The sequence below is a fragment of the Billgrantia sp. C5P2 genome, from assembly GCF_051062895.2.
The window spans coordinates 1,621,347-1,644,300 of record NZ_CM128542.1; the positions used below are offsets into that span (position 1 = coordinate 1,621,347).

A 22,954-nucleotide genomic window follows, 5' to 3' on the forward strand; every position below is an offset into this window, starting at 1 on the left:
CTGGCGCAAGACCGATTACCAGTGCGAATCGACGTATGAACAGGCGCGGCCGGTTGGCGTGCTGCGCCCGGTGCGGGGGAGACGTCTATTAAACCGCTGTTCTCGCACGGTTCTGTGCCTGGTTACCGCATGCTGATTTGTGCGGTGGCCGCTTCTGCCTTGATGTTCGTCGACCACCGTTTTACCCGTATGGAAGAGGTGCGTGCGCAGCTCACCACCGTCGTAGCGCCGATCCAGTGGCTGGTCGCGGTGCCCAGCGACATACTGGCCTGGGGCTCGTTGGCGCTTTCGGATCAGCGTGGCCTGGTGGAGGAGAACCGCCGCCTGCGCGAGCAGATTCTCCATCTGTCGCATCGTGTGCAGCACATGTCGAGCCTGACGGCGGAGAACGTGCGCCTGCGTGAGCTGCTGGGTGCCGCACCACGCCAGGAGGCGGAGTACATCACTGCCGAACTGCTCTCCCTGGATTCCGACCCGTTCACCCATCAGATGGTGATCGACCGTGGGCGTCGCAATGGCGTCTTCGTGGGTCAGCCGGTGCTTGACGCCTCCGGGCTGGTAGGGCAGGTGACGGCCGTTTCGGCCTATTCCAGCCGGGTGCTGATGGTGGCGGATGCCAGCCATGCACTGCCGGTCCAGGTCAATCGCAACGGGCTGCGCTTCGTGCTGCAGGGCAGCGGTCAGTACGACACCCTGCGTGTCGTGCACGTGCCCGACACGGCCGATATCCGGGAAGGAGACTTGCTGGTGACTTCTGGTCTGGCGGGTCGCTTTCCACCGGGCTATCCGGTGGCGAGGATCACCGAGGTGGTTCATGACCCCGGGCAGCCGTTCGCCCGGGTGTCGGCCGAACCCGTGGCGCGCCTGCAGCGCTCCCGTCACTTCCTGCTGGTCTTTCCGCCCGAGCCGGCGCCGGTTCCAGACGACGAGATGTGGGATCTTGAGCTGCCCGATGAGCTTGCTTCCGACGCCACGTTGGTAACCACCGCGGAGGAGCAGGACTGATGCCGAGCGGACCGCGAACGCCTCTGGCCTGGGTGTGGCTTACGCTGCTCTTGGCGCTATGCCTGCAAGTCATGCCATTGGCCGAGGGCTGGCAGATCTGGCGCCCCGACTGGCTTGGCCTGATGCTGATCTACTGGTGCATGGCCACCCCCGATCGAGTCGGGGTCTTTCACGGCTTCGTACTCGGCATCATGCTCGACCTCATCGAAGGTGCACCACTGGGACAGAACGCCTTGACTCTGTCGTTGCTGGCCTTTCTCTCGGCGCTGGTCTATCCGCGCTTCCGAACCTATTCACTGCTGCAGCAGGCGCTACTGATCCTGGTGCTGCTGGGGCTGGTGCAACTGGTCGAGCAGTGGCTGCGTACGCTATTCGGCCCCTTCTCGATGCATCTCGCCTTCCTGTTGCCGTCGTTGATCGGCGCGGTGCTATGGCCGTGGCTGGTTACCATGTTCCAGGCCTTCGAACGTCGCCTGGCGAGTAACGACTGAAGGAGCAACGGGCATGACCGAGACGTCGAGCACTGCCGTCCTTTGCCTGGCATCGGCCTCGCCGCGACGTCGCGAGCTGCTGGACGACATCGGTGTGAAGGTCGAGGTCAAGCCAGTGGATATCGACGAGACGCCGTGGCCCGATGAATCGCCGGAAGCCTATGTGCTGCGCCTGGCCCGCGAGAAGGCCTTGGCGGGAGGGCGCTCCTCGGCGCTGCCGACGCTGGGGTCGGATACCGCCGTGGTGTGCGATGACCGGATTCTCGGCAAGCCGGCCGACCAGGCCGAAGCCGTCGCCATGCTGCGCCTGCTGTCGGGGCGTGCCCACGATGTGCTCACTGCCGTGGCCGTGACGGGACCTGCCGGGTTGCTCGACGTGTGCGTGGCCACGCGTGTCACCATGCGTGAGATCGGTGAGGAGGAGATGGCGGCCTACTGGGCGACCGGCGAACCGGCCGATAAGGCGGGTGGCTACGCCATACAGGGGTTGGCGGCGATCTTCGTCGAACGCATCGAGGGCAGCTACTCGGCGGTGGTCGGGTTGCCACTGTTCGAGACGGCTCAACTGCTGGCGCGACAAGGGGTGCCGCTGTGGCACGCGGTCGGAAATGCTGTCTAGCCGCATCACTATGTCATAATGCGGCGAAGACTTAACTGGACAAGGATTTCCGCATGAGCGGCGAAGTACTGATCAACCTGACGCCGATGGAAACCCGGGTGGCGGTGGTGGAGAACGGCGTGCTGCAGGAGGCGCTGATCGAGCGTACGCGCCGCCGCGGTATCGTGGGCAATATCTACAAGGGGCGCGTGGTGCGGGTACTCCCCGGCATGCAGGCGGCCTTCGTCGACATCGGCCTCGATCGTGCCGCCTTCATCCACGCCCACGAAGTCATGCCGCCGGGCACCCCGCCCGACGAGCAGGCGTCGATCGGGCAGCTGCTCCACGAGGGCCAGGCCCTGGTCGTCCAGGTCACCAAGGACCCCATCGCCTCCAAGGGCGCGCGCTTGACCACGCACCTGTCGGTGCCTTCGCGCTATCTGGTCTACATGCCCGACTCCCCCCATCATGGCGTTTCCCAGCGCATCGAGGACGAGCGCGAACGCGAGCGTCTGCGCGAGCTGCTCGAACTCTGCCAGAGCGAGCAGGAGATCGAGATCACCGGTGGATTCATCGTGCGCACGGCGGCGGAGAACGTGGGCAAGGACGAACTCTTCGCCGACATGCACTTTCTTCTGCGGCTATGGCGCAAGGTCGGCGAGCGCAAGGTGACCGCCCCGGCACCCAGCGTGATCTACGACGACCTGCCGTTGTTCATTCGTACCCTGCGCGACCTGATGCGCGACGAGATCGAAAAGGTGCGTATCGACTCGCGGGAGAACTACCTCAAATTGCTGGAGTTCGCCGAGGAGTTCATGCCGGATTCCTCGGCGCGCATCGAGTACTACCCCGGGGAGCGACCGATCTTCGATCTCTACAGCGTCGAGGACGAGATCCAGAAGGCCCTGGGGCGCAAGGTACAGCTCAAATCCGGCGGCTACCTGGTGATCGACCCCACCGAGGCGATGACCACCATCGACGTCAATACCGGCGGCTACGTCGGCCATCGCAACCTCGAGGAAACCATCTTCAAGACCAACCTCGAGGCGGCCAACGCCATCGCTCGCCAGCTGCGCCTGCGCAACCTGGGCGGCATCATCATCATCGACTTCATCGATATGGAGGACACGGAGCATCAGCGTCAGGTGCTGCGTGTGCTCGAGAAGGCGCTGGAGCGCGACCACGCCAAGACCAAGTGTACCGGGGTCACCGAGCTGGGGCTGGTGCAGTTGACCCGCAAGCGGACCCGCGAAAGCCTCGAGCAGACCCTGTGCGAATCGTGTCCCACCTGCGGCGGCCGCGGCACCCTGAAGACCGCCGAGACGGTGTGCTACGAGATCTTTCGTGAAATTCTGCGCGAAGAGCGCGCCTACAACGCCGAGACCTACATGGTGCTGGCCTCTCAGTCGGTGGTGGATCGGTTGCTCGACGAGGAGTCCGCGGCGGTCGCCGACCTGGAGATGTTCATCGGCAAGACCATTCGCTTCCAGGTCGAGGGCCATTATTCCCAGGAGCAGTACGACATCGTGCTGATGTGAGCGGTCGATGCATCCTCTTCGTCAAGTAGGACGCTGGACCCTCACCCTGCTGGCCGTGCTGCTGGCGCTGGTCGCCATACTGCTGCTGGCGTTGCGCCTGGCCTTGTCCCAGGTCGATCAGTTGGCGCCACGCGTCGAAAACCTGCTCGAGGCGCGCTCGGGGGCGGCGGTACGGCTGCGCGAGTTCGAGGCCAGCCTGGAGAGCTTCGACCCGGTAATGGAAGGTGGCGGCCTTACCATCGCTACCCGAGAGGGTGACGCCGGCTTGCCGTTGCTCGTGGTCGAGCATGCGCGCCTGCAGCTCGATACCGCAGCGAGCCTTCGCAACGGTGTGCCTGTGGTGGGGGATGCCCGACTGAGCGGCTTGACGCTGCATCTCTATCAGGACGAGCAGGGTGGCTGGGATTGGCCGGACCCGGCCAGGATTCCTCCGGAGCTACTGCAAGGCGAATTCGATCTCGAGCGACTCGATTTCTGGATCGGGCTGCTGCTGCGTCAGCGGGCCTGGGTGGAGAACGTGCGGCTGGTGCTGCACGGTCGCCAGCGCCGGGTCGAAATGCTGGCACCGCGGCTGCTGCTCACCGGTGACGAGCGGCGTGCACACCTGGAGGGTGAAGTCCATCTGGAGGGGCAGGAAGAGGCCACGCTGGAGGCCGTGCTGGAGGTCTTCCCCGGTCCCAGCGGCCTACGCGACTTCAGCGCCGCCCTTCAGGCCGAAATGAAGCTCGGCACGTTGATCGACCTGGTCGAGGTCTTCACCCCCGATGACCCCCTGCGTCTGGAGGATGCAAGCGGCGACGTCACTCTCTGGGGGCGTTGGCATCGTGGCGCACTGGCCGATGCACGAATCGATGTCGACGTGCCCCGGCTGGCGCTGCGTCGCGATGACGAGCCGATCGTACTGGAGCCGTTCAAGGCGCGTGGCCAGTGGCTGCGTAGCGACCAAGGCGGGGAGGCGTGGCTTCAGGGCGATGCCTCCACAGCGGACTGGGCGGAGCCGCATGAGTTCGAGCGTGAGCGGGAACCGGCACTGCCGCATTTCTGGCACCTGCGTCACGATGACGAGGGTTGGTGGCTGACCACCAGCCGTTTCGAGCTGGCTTCGCTAGCGGCCTGGCGCGAGAGAATCCTGTTACCAGAAGGGCTGGTACGCACCATCGATACCCTGGAGCCTCGTGGCCTGGTTTCCGGGCTCGGGGTCGGGCGGCGCGATGGGCATTGGATTGCCCAGGCCGCCGTGCACCAGGTCGAAGTGGAGCCCTGGGACGAGGTGCCGGGAGGCGGTCCGCTCGATGCCTGGGTCGAGGCGCAGGACCTTTCCGGGCGCGTCGAGTTCGTTGGTGTAGGCGAGCCGGCTTTCAAGGTACCACAGCTCTATGATGCGCCAATGGCGCTCTCTCATGCCAGTGGCGAGGTGCGCTGGACCTATGAGGGGCCGCGCACTTTCGTCAGCGGCCGCCAGCTCAAGGCGGGCTGGCAAGGTGCCGAGGTGGAGGGAAGCTTCGGGCTGTCGCTTGGCGGCGGCGTGCATGGTGGTCTGGGGCTAGACCTGCGCTTTCGCGACGTCGATGCCCTGGAGCGCCCCTTGGTGGACTGGCTGCCCGGCGATGCGCTGGGAGAGGAGCTCCACGCCTGGCTGGCCGCGGGGGTGGCCGGACGAGTGCCGACTGGCGAACTCAAGCTGCACCTGCCGCTGCGGCGCGGTGGCAGTGATATCGAGCCGCGCCTGCAGCTCGACCTGGAGGTCGAGGAGGGGCGGCTGCTCTTCGATCCACAGTGGCCGGTAATCGAGTCGCTGGAGGGACGGCTCAGGGCGGGCATCGGTACCCTGGAGGCTGAGGTGCGTCATGCCGAAAGTCTCGGTGTCGAGGGCAGCAGTGGGCGGGTCGTCGTCGAAGATGAGGTGTTGCGGGTGACGGGCGAACTGGCGACCGACGGTGATGCCCTGCGTCGCTACCTTCGTGCCGTGCCCATCGAAGGAATGGAGCAGGTCGACGACTGGCGCGGTGAGGGGCACGCCAGCGGCCGGATCGATCTGGCCACGAAGCTCGGAGAAGAGGAGGGCTTTCAGCTCGATCTCGACACCGACGTGGCCATGGAACGGCTCGTCTACCTCCCGCTGGGAGTGCCGTTTCAAGATGTCAGTGGCCCACTTGCGTGGCGTCAGCGCGACGATGAAGGCGGGCTCGTGGGTCGGTTGGAGGCACGCCTGTTCGGTGGGCCGCTCAATGCCGACATCGATACTCCGGCGGGTTACATCGAGCTCGATGGCACTGCCGAGGTGGAAAGAATACTGCAGCGGTTCGATGTCGCTGCCCTTGGCGCCGGGGTGTCGGGTCGCCTGCCCTGGCGGGGGCGTTTCACGCTCAGCGAAGCGAACAACAGCTTCCGCTTCGACAGCAGCCTGCAGGGCGTGGCCATCGATCTGCCGCCGCCGCTGGGCAAGGCAGCCGGTGAGGCGCGACCGCTGTGGGTTCAGGCCGATATCGACCAGCAGCGGGTCGAGGCCGAACTGGGAGGCGACGCTCGCCTGCGCTGGCGAGGCCTGCCGTGGTCGGACATGGGGCAAGGGCAGTTCTGGCTGGGGCGGCTGCCGGAGGCCCCCGCCTGGCCCGAACAGGAAGGCTGGTCGGGTACGATCTTCCAGTCCCGTCTCGACCTGGTGGAGTGGGGCGAGGCGTTGGCGCCGCTGTTGGGGAGCGAGACGACGGGGGCAGCCGACGCTTCTTCGCCGCTGCGGCGTCTACGGGTAGAGACCGCCTGTCTCGCTGGCCCGCAGGATTGCCTGGGCGTCATGTCTGCCGAGGCACGGCCGCACACCAGCGGCGGTTGGCGCGTCGGACTGCAGGGCGGGCTGCTGGAAGGGGTGCTCGATTATCGGCCGTCCCTCGCCGATCCGCTGGACATCTCGCTCGACCGCCTGACCCTTGATGCCTTGTTCCCGGCCCAGACGGAAGGTGCCGGCAATCTGCTCGAAGAACTCGACACGCCACCCGATCCGATGCCACTGCCGGATTGGCTCACCGAATTACCCGATGGCCGCCTACGAATCGCCGACATACTCTACCAGGGGCGCCAGATCGGCCCGCTGACCGCGCATTGGGAGGGGGGGGCGCAACGATTGCGGGTGGCACCGCTGGGGATGACCTTGGGCCAGGTCACGGCGCGAGGAGAGATCGTATGGGAGGCGGCCGGCGCCGGTGACAGCCTGACCCGTTCACGGGTCGATCTCGATGGCCGCGACCTGGGCACTGCGCTGGAACGGCTCGGCCAGCCGGTCTCGATTCGCAGCAACGAGACCCGTGTGCGCAGCCAACTGGCCTGGCCGGGGGCGCCCTGGCAATTTGCCCTGGCGCGCTCGCGCGGGAGCATCGAGGTCGAACTGCGCGATGGTCGTTTCGCCAATCTCGAGTCGCCTACGGCGCGGCTGGTGGGCCTGCTCAACGTGGACAATCTGGTCCGCCGCCTACGCATGGACTTCTCCGACGTGACAGGCCAGGGCACGGCTTTCGATCGTGTGAGTGGGGCTGCTACCCTGTACGAGGGCGTCCTCGAGACCAATGGCCCGGTAACGATAGACGGTCCGGCCACCTCTTTCACACTGGACGGCACCGTCGACCTCGTCCGGCGGGAACTGGATCAGCGCTTGGGCGTCACGGTGCCCGTCAGCAGCAGCCTGCCGCTGGCCGCTGTGATCGCCGGTGCGCCGGTGGTGGGCGGTGCGCTGTTCATCGCCGACCGACTCTTCGGCAGAGCCATCGACAAGGTCACTCGAATTCATTATCGCGTGCGGGGTCCCTGGATCTCGCCGGACATCACACTGGAAACCGCCGAATGACGACATCTTCACCTCTTTTGCTCGACACCGCCGCCGAGATCCTGCTACACCCCGGCGGGTTGGATCTCGACGCGCTCGATGCCGGCCTCGGTCATGTGCTCACGCCCGGCGTCGATTATGCCGATCTCTATTTCCAGAGGAGCTGGCACGAGAGCTGGGTCCTCGAGGATGGCGAGGTCAAGGAGGCTGGCTATAACATCGACGGTGGTGTCGGCGTGCGTGCCATGGCGGGAGAGAAGACCGGTTTCGCCTACTCCAACCAGATCACCGTCGATGCCTTGGCCGAGACGGGACGTACGGCTTCCGGCATCGTGCGTAGCGGTGCCACCCAGCCGGTCGGCTCACGGGTCGTGAGCCAGGCTGCGCCGCGCTATGCCTCGATCGATCCCTTGTCGGGCATTTCGGCCGAGGAGAAGATCGCCCTGCTCAAGCAGGCCGACCGCGTGGCCCGGGCTGCCGATCCGGCGGTCAGTCAGGTCAGCGCGTCCCTGACCGGCGTGCACGAAGTCGTCCTGGTGCGCGCCAGCGACGGCACGCTGGCGGCCGACATCCGGCCGCTGGTGCGTTTCAACGTCAGCGTCATTGCCGTGAAGAACGGTCGGCGTGAGCGCGGCAGCGCCGGCGGTGGTGGCCGCTATGCCATGTCACGGCTACGCGACGACAACGTCGCCGAGCGTTTCGCCAAGGAAGCCGTGCGCCAGGCGCTGGTCAATCTCGAGGCGGTCGATGCCCCGGCCGGCCAGATGCCGGTGGTGCTCGGTCCCGGCTGGCCCGGCATCCTCCTGCACGAGGCCGTGGGCCATGGCCTTGAAGGCGACTTCAACCGCAAGGGCAGTTCGGCCTTCGCCGGGCGCATGGGGCAGCGGGTGGCGGCGCCCGGCGTCACTGTGGTGGACGATGCCACCCTGGCTGATCGTCGCGGCTCCATGAGCGTGGACGACGAAGGCACACCGGGGCAGTACACGCCGCTGATCGAGGACGGCATCCTCACCGGCTACATGCAGGACAAGCTCAATGCCCGGCTGATGGGCATGCAGCCCACCGGCAATGCCCGACGCGAGTCATTCGCGCACATGCCGATGCCGCGCATGACCAACACCTACATGCTGGCCGGCCAGGATGATCCCGCAGACATTCTCGCCAGCGTCAAGCGAGGCATCTACGCGGTCAGCTTCGGTGGCGGCCAGGTGGACATCACCTCGGGCAAGTTCGTGTTCTCGGCAAGCGAGGCTTACCTGATCGAGGACGGCAAGATCACCGCGCCGGTCAAGGGCGCAACCTTGATCGGCAACGGTCCGGAGGCGATGGGCCGGGTGTCGATGATCGGTCACGACCTGGAGCTCGATACCGGCATCGGCGTATGCGGCAAGGAGGGGCAGGGCGTACCGGTGGGCGTGGGCCAGCCGACGCTCAAGCTGGATGAGCTCACCGTCGGCGGCACTGCTTCATAAAGGAACGTGCCTGCGCTCGACCATACTGTGTTGGCGCTCGGCTACGTTCCGCTGAGTGTGTGCGTGAGGTATTAGGCAATGAAGACGTGTTTATAAGCCAGCCGTATCGCGTATCAGCTTGAACAGCTTGCGCGCATTGGCCGGGGGCTTGCCGCGTTCGCGCTCGCTCTTGGCGTTGCGGATCAACTGGCGCAGTGCCTGGCGGTCGACGTCGGGATGCTCCTCGATGAAGGCCTCGATGGCCGAGTCGTCCTGTTCGATCAGGCGATCGCGCCACTTCTCGAGGCGATGGAAGGCAAGGTCGCGGCGACGACTCTCCTGCTCGATCTCGTCGAATACGGCCTGGATCGCTTCCAGGTCCTCGCGCCGCATCAGCTTGCCGACGTACTGCATGTGGCGCCGGCGCCCTTCATGGGAGCGAATGCGGGAGGTTTCCTCGACGGCGGCGAGCATGTCTTCGGACAGCGGGAAGCGTGAACGCTCGGCGGGACTCATGGCGATGATCTGTTCGCCCAGCGCCTGCAGCGCATGCATCTCACGCTTGAGCTGGGACTTGCTGGGTCTTTCATCGGAGAAAGAGGGAATATCCTGGGGCATGCCGAATCCAAGTAATGAGAGGGCCAGTGCGGGTCTGGCCATCGAGAGATGAATAGGTTCGAATGACAGCAGTATATCAGTCCGTCGTGCCACGGCGGGAACAGACACGTACGGAGACCGGCGCGGCCGGTGAACGAGGGAGAGACACATGAGCAAGGCTTTCGATGCCGCCGCCCAGCAGGCGCTGCTGGAGTCGCGTGCCGAGCAGGCGTTGGCCCTGGCGAAGCACCTGGGGGCCGACGCCTGCGAGGTGGGGGCCAGCGTCGATCAGGGGATCGGTATCAGCGTGCGCGAAGGCGAGGTGGAGTCCGTCGAGCTTTCCCGCGATCAGGGAATCGCCGTGACGGTCTACCTGCGAGGTCACAAGGGCAGTGCTTCCTCGACCGATGCCAGCGATGCCTCGATCCGCGAGGTCGTGGAGAAGGCCATGGCCATTGCGCTCTATACCGGCGAAGACCCTGCTGCTGGGCTGGCCGACCCCGAACTGATGGCCACCGATCTGCCCGATCTCGACGTGCATCATCCTTGGCCGCTTTCCACCGAGCAGGCCATTGAGCTGGCGCTGTCCTGCGAAGCGGCTGGGCGCGGCGAGCCCGGCATCCGTCAGTCGGAAGGGGCCTCGCTCTCCAGCGGCGAAGGGGTGCGGATCTATGCCAACAGCCACGACTTTCTGGGCAGCCAGCGTGGCAGTCGCCACTCGCTCTCCTGCATGTTGATTGCCGAGGACGAGAACGGCATGCGGCGCGACTACGACTACACCAGCGCTCGCAATCCGCAGGACCTGCTGGCGGCGGATGTGGTGGGCAAGAGAGCCGCCGAGCGCACCCTGCAGCGCCTGGGGGCTCGACGCCCGGCCACGGGGCGCCTGCCGGTGCTGTTCGATGCCACCGTCGCCAGCGGGCTCGTCGGCCATTTGATGAGTGCCATCGCCGGCGGCTCGCTCTATCGCCAGGCTTCTTTCCTATGCGACCGCCTGGGCGAGCCGCTGTTTCCCGACTGGTTCACTCTCGGCGAGCGTCCTATGGAGCGCGGTGCCATGGCCAGTTCGGCCTTCGACAACGATGGCGTGCAGACGCGCGACAACGTATTCATCGAGCAGGGCCGTCTTGCCAGCTACATGCTGTCGGCCTACAGCGCGCGGCGCCTCGGCATGCAGAGCACCGGCAACGCCGGCGGCGCACGCAATCTGCGCATCACGGCGCCGCTCGCCTCACGCAAAGAACTGCTCGAGCGCATGGGGCGTGGCGTGTTGGTCACCGAGCTCATGGGCCAGGGTGTGAATGGCGTGACCGGCGACTATTCTCGCGGGGCGGCGGGCTTCTGGGTGGAGAACGGGGAAATCCAGTATCCGGTGGAGGAGTTCACCATCGCCGGCAACCTAGAGGCGATGTTCAAGGGGCTATTGGCCGTCGGCGACGACCTCGACACCCGTGGCAGCATCCACACCGGCAGTTGGCTTGTCGACGAGATGACAGTGGCCGGCGGCTAAACCGAATAGACGTCTAAGTCTCATCATTCCATTAAGTTGGTGGGAATGGCCGAGAGCAGCCATTCCCCTAATTATCCTCTTCGAAGCGGGCATCGAATAACGCCTCGATGGCTTCCAGTGCCGCTTCGGCATCATCTCCTTCGGCACGGACCTCGAGTTCGGTACCGCAGGGGGCGCCCAGCATCAGCAGTGCCATGATGTTGCTGGCATCGGCCTGCTGCTGGCCACGGTTGACGAATACGCGGGCGCGAAAGGGCTGGCAGCACTGCACCAGCTTGGTGGCAGCACGGGCGTGGAGGCCACGCTTGTTGGTCAGGGTCAGCTTGCGGCAGGGCACACTCAGGTTTCCTTGCGTTCGGACGTCTCTACGGTCGTGTCCTGGGCGGCGATGACCGGTGTGTGGATGCCGAGTTCCCGATGGCGCAGGCGCACGTCGGGCTGGTGCTGGGCCAGATGTCTGGCGAGGCGCTCGGCCAGGTACACCGAGCGGTGCTGGCCGCCGGTACAGCCGATGGCGACGGTCAAGTAACTGCGGTGTGTGTCGCGATAGGCCGGTAGCCAGCGTTCGACCCAGGCAACGATGTCGTCGAGCATCTGCTGGACCAGGGGGTACTGTTCCAGGAACTCCACGATGCTGGGCTCCCTGCCGGTGGCGGAGCGCAGGCGCGGGTCCCAGTAAGGGTTGGGCAGGCAGCGTGCATCGAAAACGATATCGGCATCCAGCGGCACGCCGCCCTTGAAGCCGAACGACTCCACGGTCAGGGTCAACTGGTCGGCGCGATGGCTGGCCACCTGCTCGGTGATGCGTCCTCGCAGGTCATGCACCGACAGCCGCGAGGTGTCGATGATCAGGTCCGCCAGGTTGCGAATGTCGCTCAGCGTCACGTCTTCCGACTCGATGGCCTCGCCAAGGGTCATGTCCCGGCCGCGGGTCAAGGGGTGTCGACGCCGGGTCGCGGAGTAGCGTTCCAGCAGGATGCGCGCATCGGTGGTCAGGTAGATGATCTGGCAATCGACCTGCTTGGTGCGCAGCTCTTCCAGCAAGCGCGGGAAGCGCTCCAGGGCATGGGGCAGGTTGCGCGCATCGATGCTGACGGCGATGGATGTCTGGATCGTGGGGGAGCTGCGCAGCTCATCCACCAGGGGGCCAAGCAGCATCGCCGGCAGGTTGTCGATGGCGTAAAAGCCGATATCTTCGAGCGCTTGCAGTGCGATCGACTTGCCGGAACCGGAACGGCCGCTGATGATCACAAGCTGCATGATGGTTCTCCTGATCAGGGGCCGGCCGAACGGCGAAGGGGGAGGTCAGGCCGAGGACTGTCGTCGAATCGCTTCGATGAGACGCTCGTGGAGTTCGCGCTGGCTTTCGCACTTGCGCAGACGTGCGCGCGTTTCGGCATCGTTCATGACGCTGGCCACCTGGCTTAGCAGCGACAGATGCGTATCGTCGGCCTCCTCGGGCACCAACAGCACGAAGACGAGGTCGACCGGCTCTCCGTCGATGGCGTCGAAGTCGATGGGCTCGGCCAGTTTGAGAAAGGCAGCCACTGGGCTATGGCAGTGAGGGCTACGGGCGTGGGGGATGGCCACACCATTGCCGATGCCGGTACTGCCCAGCCTCTCGCGACCGACCAGTCTGCCGAAGACTTCCTGGCTGTCGAGGCTCGGAGTGTTCTGCGCAATGAAGGTGCTGAAGAACTCCAGCACCCTCTTCTTGCTACCCCCGGGAACGTCGAACAGCGCGCGTTCCGGGGGCAGGATGGTTTCCAATGTCATGGCAGCTCAGCGAATGCCGGCGCCCTGGGCGCGAGCCTGGGCTTTTTCCTTGTGTTTGACCAATTGACGGTCGAGCTTGTCGGTCAGCGCATCGATGGCGGCATACATGTCCTGATCGGAGGCTTCGGCATGAAGGTCGGCGCCGGCGGCGTGCAGCGTGCAGGCGGCCTGCTGGCGCTCCTTCTCGATCGAGAGCGTGACCTGCACATTGGTGATGTTGTCGTAATGTCGCTGGACGCGGCTCAGCTTCTCGCTCACGTAGTCACGCAGTGAATCGGTCAGTTCAACATGATGGCCGGTGATGTTGACTTGCATGACAAGCTCCTTCGTCCTTCGAGTGGTAGCTCGATTGTAACCCTTTTTCCTGCCCTGCATACCCCCCTCTGGCGGTTGGATTGCCCGGGGTCAGCGTTATGTCGTGGCGTCAACGAAAACGCTTGCGCTCGCTGGAGGAGGGGATTCCCAGAGCTTCGCGGTACTTGGCAACCGTGCGGCGGGCGACCTGGATGCCATCCTCGGCCAACAGCTCCACCAGGCGGCTGTCGGAGAGCGGTTTGCGCGGCGGTTCATCGGCGACGAGCTTGCGGATACGGGCGCGGATCGCCGTGCTGGAGTGAACGTCCCCGTCACCGTTTCCGCCGACATGGCTGGAGAAGAAGTACTTGAGCTCGAAGACGCCACGTGGGGTGTGGATGAACTTCTGCGTCGTCACTCGCGAAATGGTCGACTCGTGCATCTCGACGGCCTGGGCGATGTCGGCCAGCACCAGGGGTTTCATGGCCTCTTCGCCCTGTTCGAGAAACTCGAGCTGACGTGCCATGATCTCCCGCCCCACTCTCAGCAGGGTGTCGTTGCGGCTGGCGAGGCTCTTCATCAACCAGCGGGCTTCCTGCAGATGATCCTTGAGGAACTGGTTGTCTTGGCTCTTGTCCGCACGCCGCACCAGCGCGACATAGTCGGGCTGGATGCGTAGCCGCGGCAGCGCTTCGGCGTTGAGTTCCACGCGCCAGCCGGATTCGTCGTGGTAGGCGACCAGGTCCGGTGTGACGTAACTGCTGCTCACTTCGGCGTAGGCACTGCCGGGGCGGGGGTCCAGCGAGCGAACCAGGGCGATGACATCGTCCAGCGATTCGTCGTCCAGGCCCAGGCGGCGTTTCAGCAGGCGGCGGTCATCGGAGGCCAGTGCCTCGAGGAATTGGCGTACCAGGCGACGGGTCTGGGGCAGCAGTGGCGTATCGTCGGGCAGCGCGGCCAATTGCAGCATCAGGCATTCGCGCAGGTCGCGGGCGAATACGCCGGTGGGTTCGAACTGCTGCAGGCGCAGCAGGACCTGTTCGACTTCCCGGGTGGGCAGGCCCTCCAGGCCCTGTCGGCGCAGGCCGTCGCGAATGTCCTCCAGGGATTGTGCCAGGTAACCGGCGCCATTGACGGCATCGATCAGGCTCTCGGCAATGAGGCGCTGGCGGTCGCTCAAGTCGGTCATCGCCAATTGCCAGATCAGATGGCCGGTCAGCGTCTGCACCGAGGCCTGGCGCTCGAAATCCGGCCCTTCGCCGGTGGCGCCTCCGGAGCTCGTGCCATGATCGGGATAGGTGTCGGCCCAATCGCTGTCGGTGGACAGCTCGTTGGGTATCTCGTCGGCCCACTCATCGCTGGGGGTTTCGCTGACAGCCTGTTCGCCGAAGTCGTCATCGAGTTCCAGCATGGGATTGGATTCGAGTGCCTGCTGGATCTCCTGGCGTAGATCTAGGGTCGAGAGCTGCAGCAGGGCAATGGCCTGCTGCAGTTGGGGAGTCATGGTCAGCTGAGTGCCGACACGCAGTTGCAGGGATGCTTTCATGGCCATGAGGTAATGGGGCTCATCTGCCGGAAAACTCTACCCTAGTCGGGTCGACGATCACTTGCAAGATAATTCATTGCAATAAACATGCCATCGGCAATATTCATGCCTGTTTATGCAGTTGCAATAAGGATCAGGTGCTTGCTTGATGCGCGGGATTATACTACAGACGGAAATCCTCGCCCAGATAGACTTCGCGCACCCGCTGGTTGGCCAGGATGGCTTCGGCGTTCCCTTCGGCAATGATCTGGCCGTCCCCGACGATATAGGCCGAGTCGCAGATGTCGAGGGTCTCGCGAACGTTGTGGTCGGTGATCAGCACGCCGATGTTGCGTGCCTTGAGCTGGCGGATGATGCCCTTGATCTCGCCCACCGAGATCGGGTCGACACCGGCGAAGGGCTCGTCGAGCAGAATGAAGGCCGGCTCCGTGGCCAGCGCACGGGCGATCTCGACACGTCGGCGTTCACCGCCCGAGAGGCTCATGCCGAGGTTGTCGCGAATGTGGGTGACATGGAAGTCTTCCAGAAGTTGCTCGAGTCGCGCATGTCGTCCACGACGATCGAGATCCTTGCGCATCTCGAGGATGGCCATGATGTTGTCGGCCACCGACAGCTTGCGAAAGATCGAGGCTTCCTGAGGCAGGTAGCCGATACCCGCCCGGGCGCGCTCGTGCATGGCGCTTTGCGAGAGATCCAGGTCGTCGATATGGACCTCGCCGGCATCCGCCTTCACCAGGCCGACGATCATGTAGAACGAAGTGGTCTTGCCGGCCCCATTGGGCCCGAGCAGGCCGACCACGCAGCCCTGCTCGATGGAGAGGCTGATGTCGTGCACCACGCGGCGGCGCTTGTAGCTCTTGGCCAGGTTTCGGGCGTACAGGGTTTTCATTGGCACCTCAGCGCTCCGGCTGCAGGGTCATGCGGATACGCTGGCTACCTTCGACACCTTCGCCCTGGGCGCGTGCCTGAACCACGCGACGGTCGAGGAAGTATTCCAGGTAGCCACCGTCGAAGGTATCGCCACCCTGGTGCAGTTCGGCGCGATCGATCAGTTCCACTCTTCGCTCGGCCACGTGATAGACGATGGTACGTCCCCAGCCGCGCACCACGGGTTGGTCGGGGTCGGGCTGCTGTTCGATGTAGGCACGTTCGCCGCGGGCCGTGGCGCGCGAGAGTTCGCCGGCGGCATTGCGCTGAAACTCGACCCGGTCGCCGGTGAGTCGCATGCTGCCCTGGCGAATGTCGACGTCGCCGAGATAGACCGCGGTACCGGCACGATCGTCGAGGTCGAGCTGGTCGGCTTCGACCTCAATGGGCTGCTCGGCGTCACGCTGCTGTGCCATGGCCGGACCGATGCCCACCAGGGTGATCAACGCCACGCCAGCCAGCGCCAGGGGGAATGGCCAGTGGAGGGTCGGGAGCCTGCATCGCTTCATGGCGTGAAATCCTCTAGGTTGACGGCGTCGGCTTGCCCCGGCTGGGCGCCTTCCGGGATATGGTGGCCGCGCACATTGTCGGTCAAACGTGCCCGATTGTCATGGATCCAGGCGTCGAAGTGATCGCCGCGCATGCGCTGTGGCGGTTGTTGCAGCAGGGCGGGCGTGTCGCTCCAGGCGTGCCCCACGTTGGCATCGAAGTGCAGGGTCTCGGTGTCGAGCTGCCAGCGCTCTTCGGGAGCGAAGAGTCGTGCATCGCCCGAGAGCGTCAAGGGATTGCCGCCCGGGCCGAGGCGGCCTTCCGTGCCGCTTGCCACCCATAGCCGTCCCTCGCGGTCGATCAGGTGGGCCAGTGGCGTGACCGCGCGAATAACGTCGTCGTGGGGCGTATGCACCAGACGCGGGCTCTCCAGTCGCTGGTGGGCCCGACCGTCGGCATCGAAGCGGGTCAGTTGCGCCTGTTCCAGATAGAAGTCGGGTTCGCCGGCTTCGTCGGTAGGTACCGGGCCGGGGGCGGGTGCCTGCCACGGGTCCAGCCAGGCGATCAGCCCGCCGAGCGCCAGCAATATCAGGAACAGCCAGACACGAAACGAGGGGCGAGGTAGCCGACGCAGCATGGCCGGACCGCCTCAGCGCTTGCCGTGGAGGTAGGTGTCGACCAGCGCATCGCGATGCCCCTGCGCTTCGAGCAGCATGTCGCAGATTTCACGCACTGCACCATGACCTCCGCTGCGTTCTGTGACGTAGTCTGCCAGGGCGCGTATGTAGGTCGGGGTGCCGGGAACGGTGATACCGATGCCGGCACGCTGTATGGCCGCCAGGTCGGGTAAATCGTCGCCGCAGTAGGCGACCTGCTCGAGCTCGATTCCCTGGCGCGTGCATAGCTCGCGCAAAGTGGCGAGCTTGTCTTCACAGCTCTGGAAGATATGGTCGATGCCCAGCGCGGCGGCGCGATGGCTGACCATGGGCGACTCGCGTCCGGTCAGGAAAGCCACCTGCAGGCCGGCGCGTCGCAGCAGCTTGAGGCCCAGTCCGTCCTGGGTGTGAAATGCTTTGATCTCTACGCCGTCGGCCTGGAAATAGAGGCGACCGTCGGTGAGTACGCCGTCCACGTCCAATGCCAGCAGGCGAATCTTGCGCAGGCGATCGACGAGGCGCGGATCGAGGGTAGGGGTGGCCAGAGCCATGGGCTCTCCTTGGTCAGAGTGTTGTCAGATCACGCCGCTTCGCAGCAGATCGTGCATGTGCAGTGCGCCGATCGGGTGACCGGCTTCGTCGACGACGGCAAGCGCCGTTATCAGATTGTCTTCCATCACACGGACCGCTTCGGCGGCCAGTATGTCGGGAGAGATGCGCTTGCCGGGACGGGTCATGACGTCGTCCACCGTCAATTGGCTGAGGTCCTGATACTGGTCGAGCGTGCGGCGCAGGTCGCCGTCGGTATAGACACCGATCAGACGATTGTGCTCATCGACGACGCAGGTGAAGCCAAGTCCCTGGCGGGTAATCTCGAGCAGGGCGTCGCGCAGGGGGCTGCCCAACGGTACGCTGGGCAGTCGCTCGCCCTGATGCATCAGATCGCTGACGCGCAACAGCAAGCGCTTGCCCAGGCTGCCGCCAGGGTGCGAGAGGGCGAAGTCCTCGGCGGTAAAGCCACGTGCCTCGAGCAGGGCCACGGCGAGAGCGTCACCCAGTGCCAGTGCGGCGGTGGTCGAAGCCGTCGGCGCCAGGTCCAGCGGGCAGGCTTCGCGCTCGACGCCGGCGTCGAGGTGGGCGTCGGCATGGCGGGCCAGCGTCGAGTCGGGGCGCCCGGTCATGCTGATCAGCGGCGTGCCGATGCGCTTGAGCAGCGGCAACAGCGCGGTGACCTCGGCGGTCTCGCCGGAGTTGGAGAGGGCCAGTACCACGTCGCCCCGCGTGATCATGCCCAGGTCGCCGTGGCTGGCTTCGCCGGGATGCACGAAAAAGGCCGGCGTGCCGGTGCTGGCGAGCGTGGCGGCGATCTTGCCGGCGACATGGCCCGACTTGCCCATGCCGGTGACGACCACGCGGCCCTGGCAGGCGAGCATCAGCTCGCAGGCGCGGTCGAAGTGGCTGTCGAGCCGTTCGAGGAGCGCCGCAATGGCTTGCTCCTCGATCTTGAGGGTGCGGCGTGCGCTTTCCCTCAGCGGCGAGGTGCCTGGGCTGGCATTGTTGGGGGGCGAAGTGGATTCGTCTGAGCTCATGGCGATGATTGTTGCCCGATGCGAGGTTTCACTCAAGAGTGGCACCGCCGCTGAAGCCGAGCCAGGCCAGGTAGGCGGCATAGGCGATCAGAAAGGCGGCACCGATGGGACGGCCGAGGTGCCCCTGGCGCCGCCACAGCAGCAGAATGGCCAGGGCCAGGGTCAGCAGCAGCATGACGCGATAGTCCCGTCCCGCGGCATCCGGGTGAGAGGGGCCGGGGGCGAGGAGCGCGGGTATCGGCAGCACCGTCAGCAGATTGAACAGGTTGGAACCGATCACGTTGCCGATGGCCAGGTCGTGGTGTCGCTTGATGGCGCTGGCGACGCAGGCGGCCAGCTCCGGCAGGCTGGTGCCCACTGCCACTACGGTCAAGCCGATGACGAGCTCGCTGATACCCAGGCCACGGGCCAGTTCGCTGGCCCCCCACACCAGGGCGCGGGAACTCAGCGACAGCAGCAGCAGGGTGACGGCCAGCCAGGAAAGTGCGCGGCTCAGCGTCATCTCGGGAATATCACGGGTCGGGGTGGCATCGGGGCTGTCGGCGCGTATCAACCACCATACGCTGAAGATCATCAGCGTCAGCAGGACCAGGGCGTCGAAGCGTCCCAGGATGCCGTTGGCCAGCGCATAGCCGGCGACCCCGGTCGCACCGAGCAGCAGTGGCAGCTCGCGGCGCACCAGCGAGAAGGGCACCGGAATGGGGCGCGCCAGTGCCGTGGCACCCAGAACCAGTCCGATATTGGCGATATTGGAGCCCAGTGCATTACCGGTGGCCAGGTCAGGCAGGCCATCAAGGGCGGCAAAGACGGCGACCACCATCTCGGGGGCCGACGTGCCCAGCGCCACGACGGTCATGCCGATCAGCATCGCGCTCAGCCCGGTACGACTTGCGGTGGCGGCGGCGGCATTGACGAAGCGATCCGCGCTCCAGGTGAGTACGGCAAGACCCAGGGCGACCGTAATGAGAGGAAGCAGCATGGTATCGATCAGAACGGCGAGTGAGGCCGCACATTAGACGTCTTCGGTGGTTTGGGTGCAAGTGGCGGTGTGGCTCGGGCTGGCGCCGGGCAAAGAAGTTAGGATACGATGTTCGATAATTTTTCCTGGACCTTGCGGCATGATCGATTCCCCCTTCGTGGAGGTGGAGAGCCTGCATTTCTCGCGCGGCGAGAAAGCCATCTTCAACGGCGTCGAACTGCGGGTTCCCCGCGGCCGGATCACGGCCATCATGGGCCCCAGCGGTACCGGCAAGACGACTCTGCTCAAGCTGATCGGCGGCCAGCTGACGCCCGATGCCGGCCGCGTTTTGATCGCGGGGCAGGACGTGCACGCCTTATCGCGCAAGGCGCTGTTCACGCTGCGCCGCCGCATGGGCATGCTGTTCCAGAGCGGTGCGCTCTTTTCCGACCTCAGTGTGTTCGAGAACGTGGCGTTTCCTCTGCGGGTGCATACCGACCTGCCCCAGGCGATGGTGCGCGACCTGGTGCTGATGAAGCTGCAGGCAGTAGGGCTGCGTGGGGCGCGCGAGCTGATGCCGGCGGAGCTGTCGGGAGGCATGGCGAGACGCGTCGCGTTGGCCCGCGCGATCGCTCTGGACCCTGATCTCGTGCTCTACGACGAGCCGTTCGTGGGCCAGGATCCGATCTCGAAGGGTGTGCTGGTACAGCTGATCAAGAAGCTCAACGACGCGCTCGGCCTGACCTCCATCGTGGTGTCCCACGACATTCAGGAGACGCTGTCGATTGCGGACTACGTCTACGTCATAGCCGATGGCCAGGTCATGGCTCATGGAACCCCCGATAGCCTCGACATCGACGACGACCCACGTGTCAGCCAGTTCGTGCACGGCGAACCGGATGGCCCGGTACCCTTTCATTATCCGGCGCCGGACTATTTCCGCGATATCCTCAACCTGGAGGGTGGGGCATGATCGGGCGCATTCTGAGCCTCGGGCGGCGTGGCTGCGACTTGCTCGAGGCCCTGGGGCGGTCGGGCATGTTCCTCGCCCAGTCCGCCGTCGGCATTCCATCCCGCGAGGGTTGGTACCTGTGGCTGCGGCAGATGCACTTCGTCGGCGTGTTGTCGCTGGCCATCGTGCTGGTGTCGGGGCTGTTCATCGGCATGGTGCTGGCGCTGCAGGGCTACACCATCCTGGTCGACTTCGGCGCCGAGCAGGCCCTGGGGCAGATGGTGGCGTTGTCGCTACTGCGCGAGCTTTCGCCGGTGGTGGCGGCGCTGCTGTTCGCCGGGCGTGCCGGCTCGGCACTGACCGCCGAGATCGGACTGATGAAAGCCACCGAGCAGCTCACCAGCATGGAGATGATCGGCGTCGACCCGTTGCGCCGGGTGGTGGCCCCGAGGCTATGGGCCGGCTTCGTGGCACTGCCGCTGCTGACCATCGGCTTCAGCGTGGTCGGTGTCTATGGCGGTTACCTGGTCGGGGTCGAGTGGCTGGGTGTGTTCGAAGGCTCCTACTGGGGCAACATGCAGGCCAGCGTGGCCTTCGTCGAGGACATCGGTAACGGCCTGGTCAAGAGCCTGGTGTTCGCTCTGGTGGTGACCTGGATTGCGGTTTTCCAAGGCTACGACCTGGTGCCGACCTCGGAGGGGATTTCCCGCGCCACAACGCGCACGGTGGTCTACTCCTCCCTGGCGGTGCTGGGCCTCGATTTCGTGCTTACCGCGGTGATGTTCGGAGGGTTTTCCTGATGATTGAGCGGCGTCTAGCGCTGTATGGAGAGGCAGGATGAAGCGCAGCAAGACGATGGAGCTGGGGGTCGGACTCTTCATGCTGGCCGGTATTCTGGGATTGCTGTTCCTGGGACTCCGGGTCAGCGGGTTGACCTTCGAGATGCCGAGCGACAGCTTCCGCCTCGAGGCCAATTTCGCCAATGTCGGCGGTCTCAAGCCGCGTGCGCGGGTCACCATGTCTGGCGTCACGGTGGGGCGCGTCAGCGCCATCGAGCTGGATACCGAATGGTACGATGCCCGTGTCGTGCTCGAACTCGATGCCGAGCTGGAGAATCGGCTGCCCCGCGATACCACGGCAGCCATCCTGACCTCTGGCCTGCTGGGTGAGCAGTATGTCGGGCTTACGGTCGGCGGGGACCCCGAGACCCTGAGCGACGGAGATACCATCCGCGACACCCAGTCCGCCCTCGTGCTCGAGGAACTGATCCAGCAGTTTGTGTCCAATATGGTCAATGATTGAGCGTTCTCCGATCAACAAGCCTTTACTTTATTCATTATTCATTCGAGGTCGATCCATGAGCCAGATGACACTCTCCCTCGCCCTGTTTCGCCGCTTGCTTCTTGGGTTGTGCCTGGCCCTTGTCAGCCTGTCGGCATCGGCGGAGCCGGACCGTAGCCCCGAGCAAGTCATTCGCGACAGCATCGACGAGCTGATGAGTCAGGTCGAAGGGCGCAAGGATCATTACGCCAACAATATCGACGAGCTCAAGGCGCTGGTGGACGACAACCTCGACGATATCGCGGACTTTCGCTACATCGGCGCCAGCGTGATGGGGCGCTACTTCCAGAATGCCACTCCCCAGCAGCGTTCCCGGTTCGTCAACGTCTTTCGCCAGACCCTGATCGATACCTATACCAAGGGGCTTGTGACCTTCGACTACCGCGAGCTGCGTGTACTCGATAGCCAGCGTGCGTCGCGTCATGAAGACCAGGCTTCCGTGGCCATGGAAGTGGTGGCAATGGACGGGGCCGTCTATCCGGTCAGCTATACGCTGCGTCAGACCGACGGTCAGTGGAAGGTGGTCAACGTCATCGTCAATGGCATCAACCTGGGGCTGACCTTCCGCAATCAGTTCGACCAGGCCATGCGCGAGCAGGGGCGCGACTACGATGCGGTGATTGCCAACTGGTCTCCCGAAATTGCTGCGGAAGAGCTGGAGGAGGGTGGTAACGCATGAGCCGGCTGTTCGAGCGCAGCGATGTGCGGCTGGAGGCCGGCCCGCAGGGGTTGGCCGTTAGTGGCGATGTCGATTTCGAGGTCGCCGCGCCGCTGGTCGAGGCGGGTAGTGCCTGGCTGAACGAGCAGCCTGCCGGTGCGCGCCTGGTGCTCGACCTGGGCGGTGTCGAGCAAGTCAGCAGTGCCGCGCTCAGTGTATTGCTCGAGTGGACGCGTCAGGCGCGCACGGCTGGCGTCGAGATCCGTCACGTCAGGCTCTCGGCGCCACTGGCTCGGCTGACGCAGGTGGCGGGGCTCGACGAGCTGCTGCCTCTTTCCGGCGAGGCCTGATCGCCTCCGGCAAAGCCCGGTTCCGGCATCGCCAAGCGCGATGCTTTTCTTTACCATGTAGGAATTCTTGTTTCCGGCAGCGACCCTGGTTGGGGTCGCGTGCCGCTCCATTCGTGCCACAGGAGTTCCATCTTTCATGCAACCCAGTGACGTCAAGGCACTGCTCGAGGCGCGCCTCGAGGATTGCGATTTTTACATCCAGGGCGAAGGCTGCAATTTCCAGGTCATCGCCGTGGGTGATGTCTTCGACGGCCTGTCGCCGGTCAAGCGGCAACAGTTGATCTATGGCGCCCTTACCGAGGAGATCGCCTCCGGTGCCGTGCATGCCGTCAGCATCAAGACCTACACACCGGCGCAGTGGGCTAGTGCGCCGGAGAATGCGGCTTCACCTGGCCAGGGCGCCTGACACTC

25 protein-coding genes are annotated in these 22,954 nt (G+C 64.9%); 13 read left to right on the plus strand and 12 right to left on the minus strand.

Going from position 1 to position 22,954, the window contains the following annotated elements:
* Positions 1–129 precede the first annotated feature (129 nt).
* From mreC to tldD, 6 genes are read left to right on the plus strand one after another with little or no spacing between them, the layout of a single operon-like run.
* The gene (gene mreC / locus ACRWQA_RS07505) at positions 130–1,005 is read left to right on the plus strand and encodes a rod shape-determining protein MreC (RefSeq protein ID WP_434227729.1); all 876 of its coding nucleotides are present in this window, start codon (positions 130–132) and stop codon (positions 1,003–1,005) included.
* Complete coding sequence (gene mreD, locus ACRWQA_RS07510; protein ID WP_263580443.1) at positions 1,005–1,496, plus strand: rod shape-determining protein MreD; 492 nt, start codon at positions 1,005–1,007, stop codon at positions 1,494–1,496. The genes mreC and mreD overlap by 1 nt, the downstream gene beginning before the upstream one ends.
* 13 nt (positions 1,497–1,509) lie before the next feature.
* On the plus strand, positions 1,510–2,115 hold the full coding sequence (locus ACRWQA_RS07515) for a Maf family protein (protein ID WP_434227727.1): 606 nt from the start codon (positions 1,510–1,512) through the stop codon (positions 2,113–2,115).
* Positions 2,116–2,168: 53 nt separating this feature from the next.
* Positions 2,169–3,632 (plus strand): ribonuclease G, encoded by a 1,464-nt coding sequence (gene rng, locus ACRWQA_RS07520; RefSeq protein WP_263580441.1) that lies wholly within the window; start codon positions 2,169–2,171, stop codon positions 3,630–3,632.
* 7 nt (positions 3,633–3,639) lie between these two features.
* Complete coding sequence (locus tag ACRWQA_RS07525) at positions 3,640–7,470, plus strand: YhdP family phospholipid transporter (protein ID WP_434227725.1); 3,831 nt, start codon at positions 3,640–3,642, stop codon at positions 7,468–7,470.
* On the plus strand, positions 7,467–8,921 hold the full coding sequence (tldD, locus tag ACRWQA_RS07530; RefSeq protein WP_434227723.1) for a metalloprotease TldD: 1,455 nt from the start codon (positions 7,467–7,469) through the stop codon (positions 8,919–8,921). The genes ACRWQA_RS07525 and tldD overlap by 4 nt, the downstream gene beginning before the upstream one ends.
* Positions 8,922–9,011: 90 nt before the next feature.
* On the opposite strand, the gene yjgA is transcribed toward tldD, so the two are convergent.
* A complete protein-coding gene (yjgA, locus tag ACRWQA_RS07535) occupies positions 9,012–9,518 on the minus strand; it encodes a ribosome biogenesis factor YjgA (RefSeq protein WP_263580438.1) in 507 nt (168 codons plus the stop codon).
* 148 nt (positions 9,519–9,666) lie between these two features.
* On the opposite strand from yjgA, the gene pmbA reads away from it, so the two are divergent.
* Positions 9,667–11,007, plus strand: a complete 1,341-nt coding sequence (gene pmbA, locus ACRWQA_RS07540; protein ID WP_434227721.1) for a metalloprotease PmbA — start codon at positions 9,667–9,669, stop codon at positions 11,005–11,007.
* A gap of 67 nt (positions 11,008–11,074) precedes the next feature.
* On the opposite strand, the gene ACRWQA_RS07545 is transcribed toward pmbA, so the two are convergent.
* The 11 genes from ACRWQA_RS07545 to ACRWQA_RS07595 all read right to left on the minus strand — a co-directional run bounded on the left by ACRWQA_RS07545 (position 11,075) and on the right by ACRWQA_RS07595 (position 19,263).
* Positions 11,075–11,344, minus strand: coding sequence for an HPr family phosphocarrier protein (locus tag ACRWQA_RS07545; RefSeq protein WP_263580436.1), 270 nt, complete (start codon positions 11,342–11,344; stop codon positions 11,075–11,077).
* 2 nt (positions 11,345–11,346) lie between these two features.
* Positions 11,347–12,267, minus strand: coding sequence for an RNase adapter RapZ (gene rapZ / locus ACRWQA_RS07550; RefSeq protein ID WP_263580435.1), 921 nt, complete (start codon positions 12,265–12,267; stop codon positions 11,347–11,349).
* A 45-nt stretch (positions 12,268–12,312) separates the two neighbouring features.
* Positions 12,313–12,783, minus strand: coding sequence for a PTS IIA-like nitrogen regulatory protein PtsN (ptsN, locus tag ACRWQA_RS07555; RefSeq protein ID WP_263580434.1), 471 nt, complete (start codon positions 12,781–12,783; stop codon positions 12,313–12,315).
* A 6-nt stretch (positions 12,784–12,789) separates the two neighbouring features.
* Positions 12,790–13,098, minus strand: coding sequence for a ribosome hibernation-promoting factor, HPF/YfiA family (gene hpf / locus ACRWQA_RS07560; protein ID WP_197565781.1), 309 nt, complete (start codon positions 13,096–13,098; stop codon positions 12,790–12,792).
* Positions 13,099–13,207: 109 nt separating this feature from the next.
* Positions 13,208–14,629, minus strand: coding sequence for an RNA polymerase factor sigma-54 (locus ACRWQA_RS07565; protein ID WP_263580433.1), 1,422 nt, complete (start codon positions 14,627–14,629; stop codon positions 13,208–13,210).
* Positions 14,630–14,786: 157 nt separating this feature from the next.
* Positions 14,787–15,512: an LPS export ABC transporter ATP-binding protein gene (gene lptB / locus ACRWQA_RS07570; RefSeq protein WP_263580432.1), complete on the minus strand. Its 726-nt coding sequence runs from the start codon at positions 15,510–15,512 to the stop codon at positions 14,787–14,789.
* Between the two features lie 7 nt (positions 15,513–15,519).
* Complete coding sequence (gene lptA / locus ACRWQA_RS07575) at positions 15,520–16,059, minus strand: lipopolysaccharide transport periplasmic protein LptA (protein ID WP_434227717.1); 540 nt, start codon at positions 16,057–16,059, stop codon at positions 15,520–15,522.
* Positions 16,056–16,676 carry an LPS export ABC transporter periplasmic protein LptC gene (lptC, locus tag ACRWQA_RS07580; protein WP_434227715.1) on the minus strand — a complete coding sequence of 207 codons (621 nt, stop codon included), beginning with the start codon at positions 16,674–16,676 and terminating at the stop codon, positions 16,056–16,058. The genes lptA and lptC overlap by 4 nt, the downstream gene beginning before the upstream one ends.
* A gap of 12 nt (positions 16,677–16,688) precedes the next feature.
* Complete coding sequence (locus ACRWQA_RS07585; RefSeq protein WP_263580429.1) at positions 16,689–17,246, minus strand: KdsC family phosphatase; 558 nt, start codon at positions 17,244–17,246, stop codon at positions 16,689–16,691.
* A gap of 24 nt (positions 17,247–17,270) precedes the next feature.
* The gene (locus ACRWQA_RS07590) at positions 17,271–18,284 is read right to left on the minus strand and encodes a KpsF/GutQ family sugar-phosphate isomerase (protein ID WP_263580428.1); all 1,014 of its coding nucleotides are present in this window, start codon (positions 18,282–18,284) and stop codon (positions 17,271–17,273) included.
* Positions 18,285–18,312: 28 nt separating this feature from the next.
* Entirely contained in the window at positions 18,313–19,263 is a 951-nt protein-coding gene (locus ACRWQA_RS07595; protein WP_263580427.1) for a calcium/sodium antiporter, read from the minus strand.
* A gap of 139 nt (positions 19,264–19,402) precedes the next feature.
* Here ACRWQA_RS07595 and ACRWQA_RS07600 point away from each other — a divergent pair, with 139 nt between their 5' ends.
* The 6 genes from ACRWQA_RS07600 (at position 19,403) to ACRWQA_RS07625 (ending at position 22,949) form a co-directional block, all read left to right on the plus strand.
* Complete coding sequence (locus tag ACRWQA_RS07600; RefSeq protein WP_263580426.1) at positions 19,403–20,215, plus strand: ABC transporter ATP-binding protein; 813 nt, start codon at positions 19,403–19,405, stop codon at positions 20,213–20,215.
* Entirely contained in the window at positions 20,212–20,994 is a 783-nt protein-coding gene (gene mlaE / locus ACRWQA_RS07605) for a lipid asymmetry maintenance ABC transporter permease subunit MlaE (protein WP_263580425.1), read from the plus strand. The genes ACRWQA_RS07600 and mlaE overlap by 4 nt, the downstream gene beginning before the upstream one ends.
* 37 nt (positions 20,995–21,031) lie before the next feature.
* Positions 21,032–21,496, plus strand: a complete 465-nt coding sequence (mlaD, locus tag ACRWQA_RS07610) for an outer membrane lipid asymmetry maintenance protein MlaD (RefSeq protein WP_434227713.1) — start codon at positions 21,032–21,034, stop codon at positions 21,494–21,496.
* A 55-nt stretch (positions 21,497–21,551) separates the two neighbouring features.
* Positions 21,552–22,214, plus strand: a complete 663-nt coding sequence (locus ACRWQA_RS07615) for an MlaC/ttg2D family ABC transporter substrate-binding protein (protein WP_434232487.1) — start codon at positions 21,552–21,554, stop codon at positions 22,212–22,214.
* Positions 22,211–22,543, plus strand: coding sequence for an STAS domain-containing protein (locus ACRWQA_RS07620; protein ID WP_434232485.1), 333 nt, complete (start codon positions 22,211–22,213; stop codon positions 22,541–22,543). Before ACRWQA_RS07615 ends, ACRWQA_RS07620 begins: the two co-directional genes overlap by 4 nt.
* A 136-nt stretch (positions 22,544–22,679) precedes the next feature.
* A complete protein-coding gene (locus tag ACRWQA_RS07625) occupies positions 22,680–22,949 on the plus strand; it encodes a BolA family protein (RefSeq protein WP_263580421.1) in 270 nt (89 codons plus the stop codon).
* Positions 22,950–22,954: the final 5 nt, after the last annotated feature.

Excerpts from the sequence above, each read along its gene's own strand:
- mreC (WP_434227729.1), top strand. The coding sequence starts at position 130 with ATGCTGATTTGTGCGGTGGCCGCTTCTGCCTTGATGTTCGTCGACCAC.
- mreD (WP_263580443.1), top strand. The coding sequence starts at position 1,005 with ATGCCGAGCGGACCGCGAACGCCTCTGGCCTGGGTGTGGCTTACGCTG.
- ACRWQA_RS07515 (WP_434227727.1), top strand. The coding sequence starts at position 1,510 with ATGACCGAGACGTCGAGCACTGCCGTCCTTTGCCTGGCATCGGCCTCG.
- rng (WP_263580441.1), top strand. The coding sequence starts at position 2,169 with ATGAGCGGCGAAGTACTGATCAACCTGACGCCGATGGAAACCCGGGTG.
- ACRWQA_RS07525 (WP_434227725.1), top strand. The coding sequence starts at position 3,640 with ATGCATCCTCTTCGTCAAGTAGGACGCTGGACCCTCACCCTGCTGGCC.
- tldD (WP_434227723.1), top strand. The coding sequence starts at position 7,467 with ATGACGACATCTTCACCTCTTTTGCTCGACACCGCCGCCGAGATCCTG.
- yjgA (WP_263580438.1), bottom strand. The coding sequence starts at position 9,518 with ATGCCCCAGGATATTCCCTCTTTCTCCGATGAAAGACCCAGCAAGTCC.
- pmbA (WP_434227721.1), top strand. The coding sequence starts at position 9,667 with ATGAGCAAGGCTTTCGATGCCGCCGCCCAGCAGGCGCTGCTGGAGTCG.
- rapZ (WP_263580435.1), bottom strand. The coding sequence starts at position 12,267 with ATGCAGCTTGTGATCATCAGCGGCCGTTCCGGTTCCGGCAAGTCGATC.
- ptsN (WP_263580434.1), bottom strand. The coding sequence starts at position 12,783 with ATGACATTGGAAACCATCCTGCCCCCGGAACGCGCGCTGTTCGACGTT.
- hpf (WP_197565781.1), bottom strand. The coding sequence starts at position 13,098 with ATGCAAGTCAACATCACCGGCCATCATGTTGAACTGACCGATTCACTG.
- ACRWQA_RS07565 (WP_263580433.1), bottom strand. The coding sequence starts at position 14,629 with ATGGCCATGAAAGCATCCCTGCAACTGCGTGTCGGCACTCAGCTGACC.
- lptB (WP_263580432.1), bottom strand. The coding sequence starts at position 15,512 with ATGAAAACCCTGTACGCCCGAAACCTGGCCAAGAGCTACAAGCGCCGC.
- lptA (WP_434227717.1), bottom strand. The coding sequence starts at position 16,059 with ATGAAGCGATGCAGGCTCCCGACCCTCCACTGGCCATTCCCCCTGGCG.
- lptC (WP_434227715.1), bottom strand. The coding sequence starts at position 16,676 with ATGCTGCGTCGGCTACCTCGCCCCTCGTTTCGTGTCTGGCTGTTCCTG.
- ACRWQA_RS07585 (WP_263580429.1), bottom strand. The coding sequence starts at position 17,246 with ATGGCTCTGGCCACCCCTACCCTCGATCCGCGCCTCGTCGATCGCCTG.
- ACRWQA_RS07590 (WP_263580428.1), bottom strand. The coding sequence starts at position 18,284 with ATGAGCTCAGACGAATCCACTTCGCCCCCCAACAATGCCAGCCCAGGC.
- ACRWQA_RS07595 (WP_263580427.1), bottom strand. The coding sequence starts at position 19,263 with ATGCTGCTTCCTCTCATTACGGTCGCCCTGGGTCTTGCCGTACTCACC.
- ACRWQA_RS07600 (WP_263580426.1), top strand. The coding sequence starts at position 19,403 with ATGATCGATTCCCCCTTCGTGGAGGTGGAGAGCCTGCATTTCTCGCGC.
- mlaE (WP_263580425.1), top strand. The coding sequence starts at position 20,212 with ATGATCGGGCGCATTCTGAGCCTCGGGCGGCGTGGCTGCGACTTGCTC.
- mlaD (WP_434227713.1), top strand. The coding sequence starts at position 21,032 with ATGAAGCGCAGCAAGACGATGGAGCTGGGGGTCGGACTCTTCATGCTG.
- ACRWQA_RS07615 (WP_434232487.1), top strand. The coding sequence starts at position 21,552 with ATGAGCCAGATGACACTCTCCCTCGCCCTGTTTCGCCGCTTGCTTCTT.
- ACRWQA_RS07620 (WP_434232485.1), top strand. The coding sequence starts at position 22,211 with ATGAGCCGGCTGTTCGAGCGCAGCGATGTGCGGCTGGAGGCCGGCCCG.
- ACRWQA_RS07625 (WP_263580421.1), top strand. The coding sequence starts at position 22,680 with ATGCAACCCAGTGACGTCAAGGCACTGCTCGAGGCGCGCCTCGAGGAT.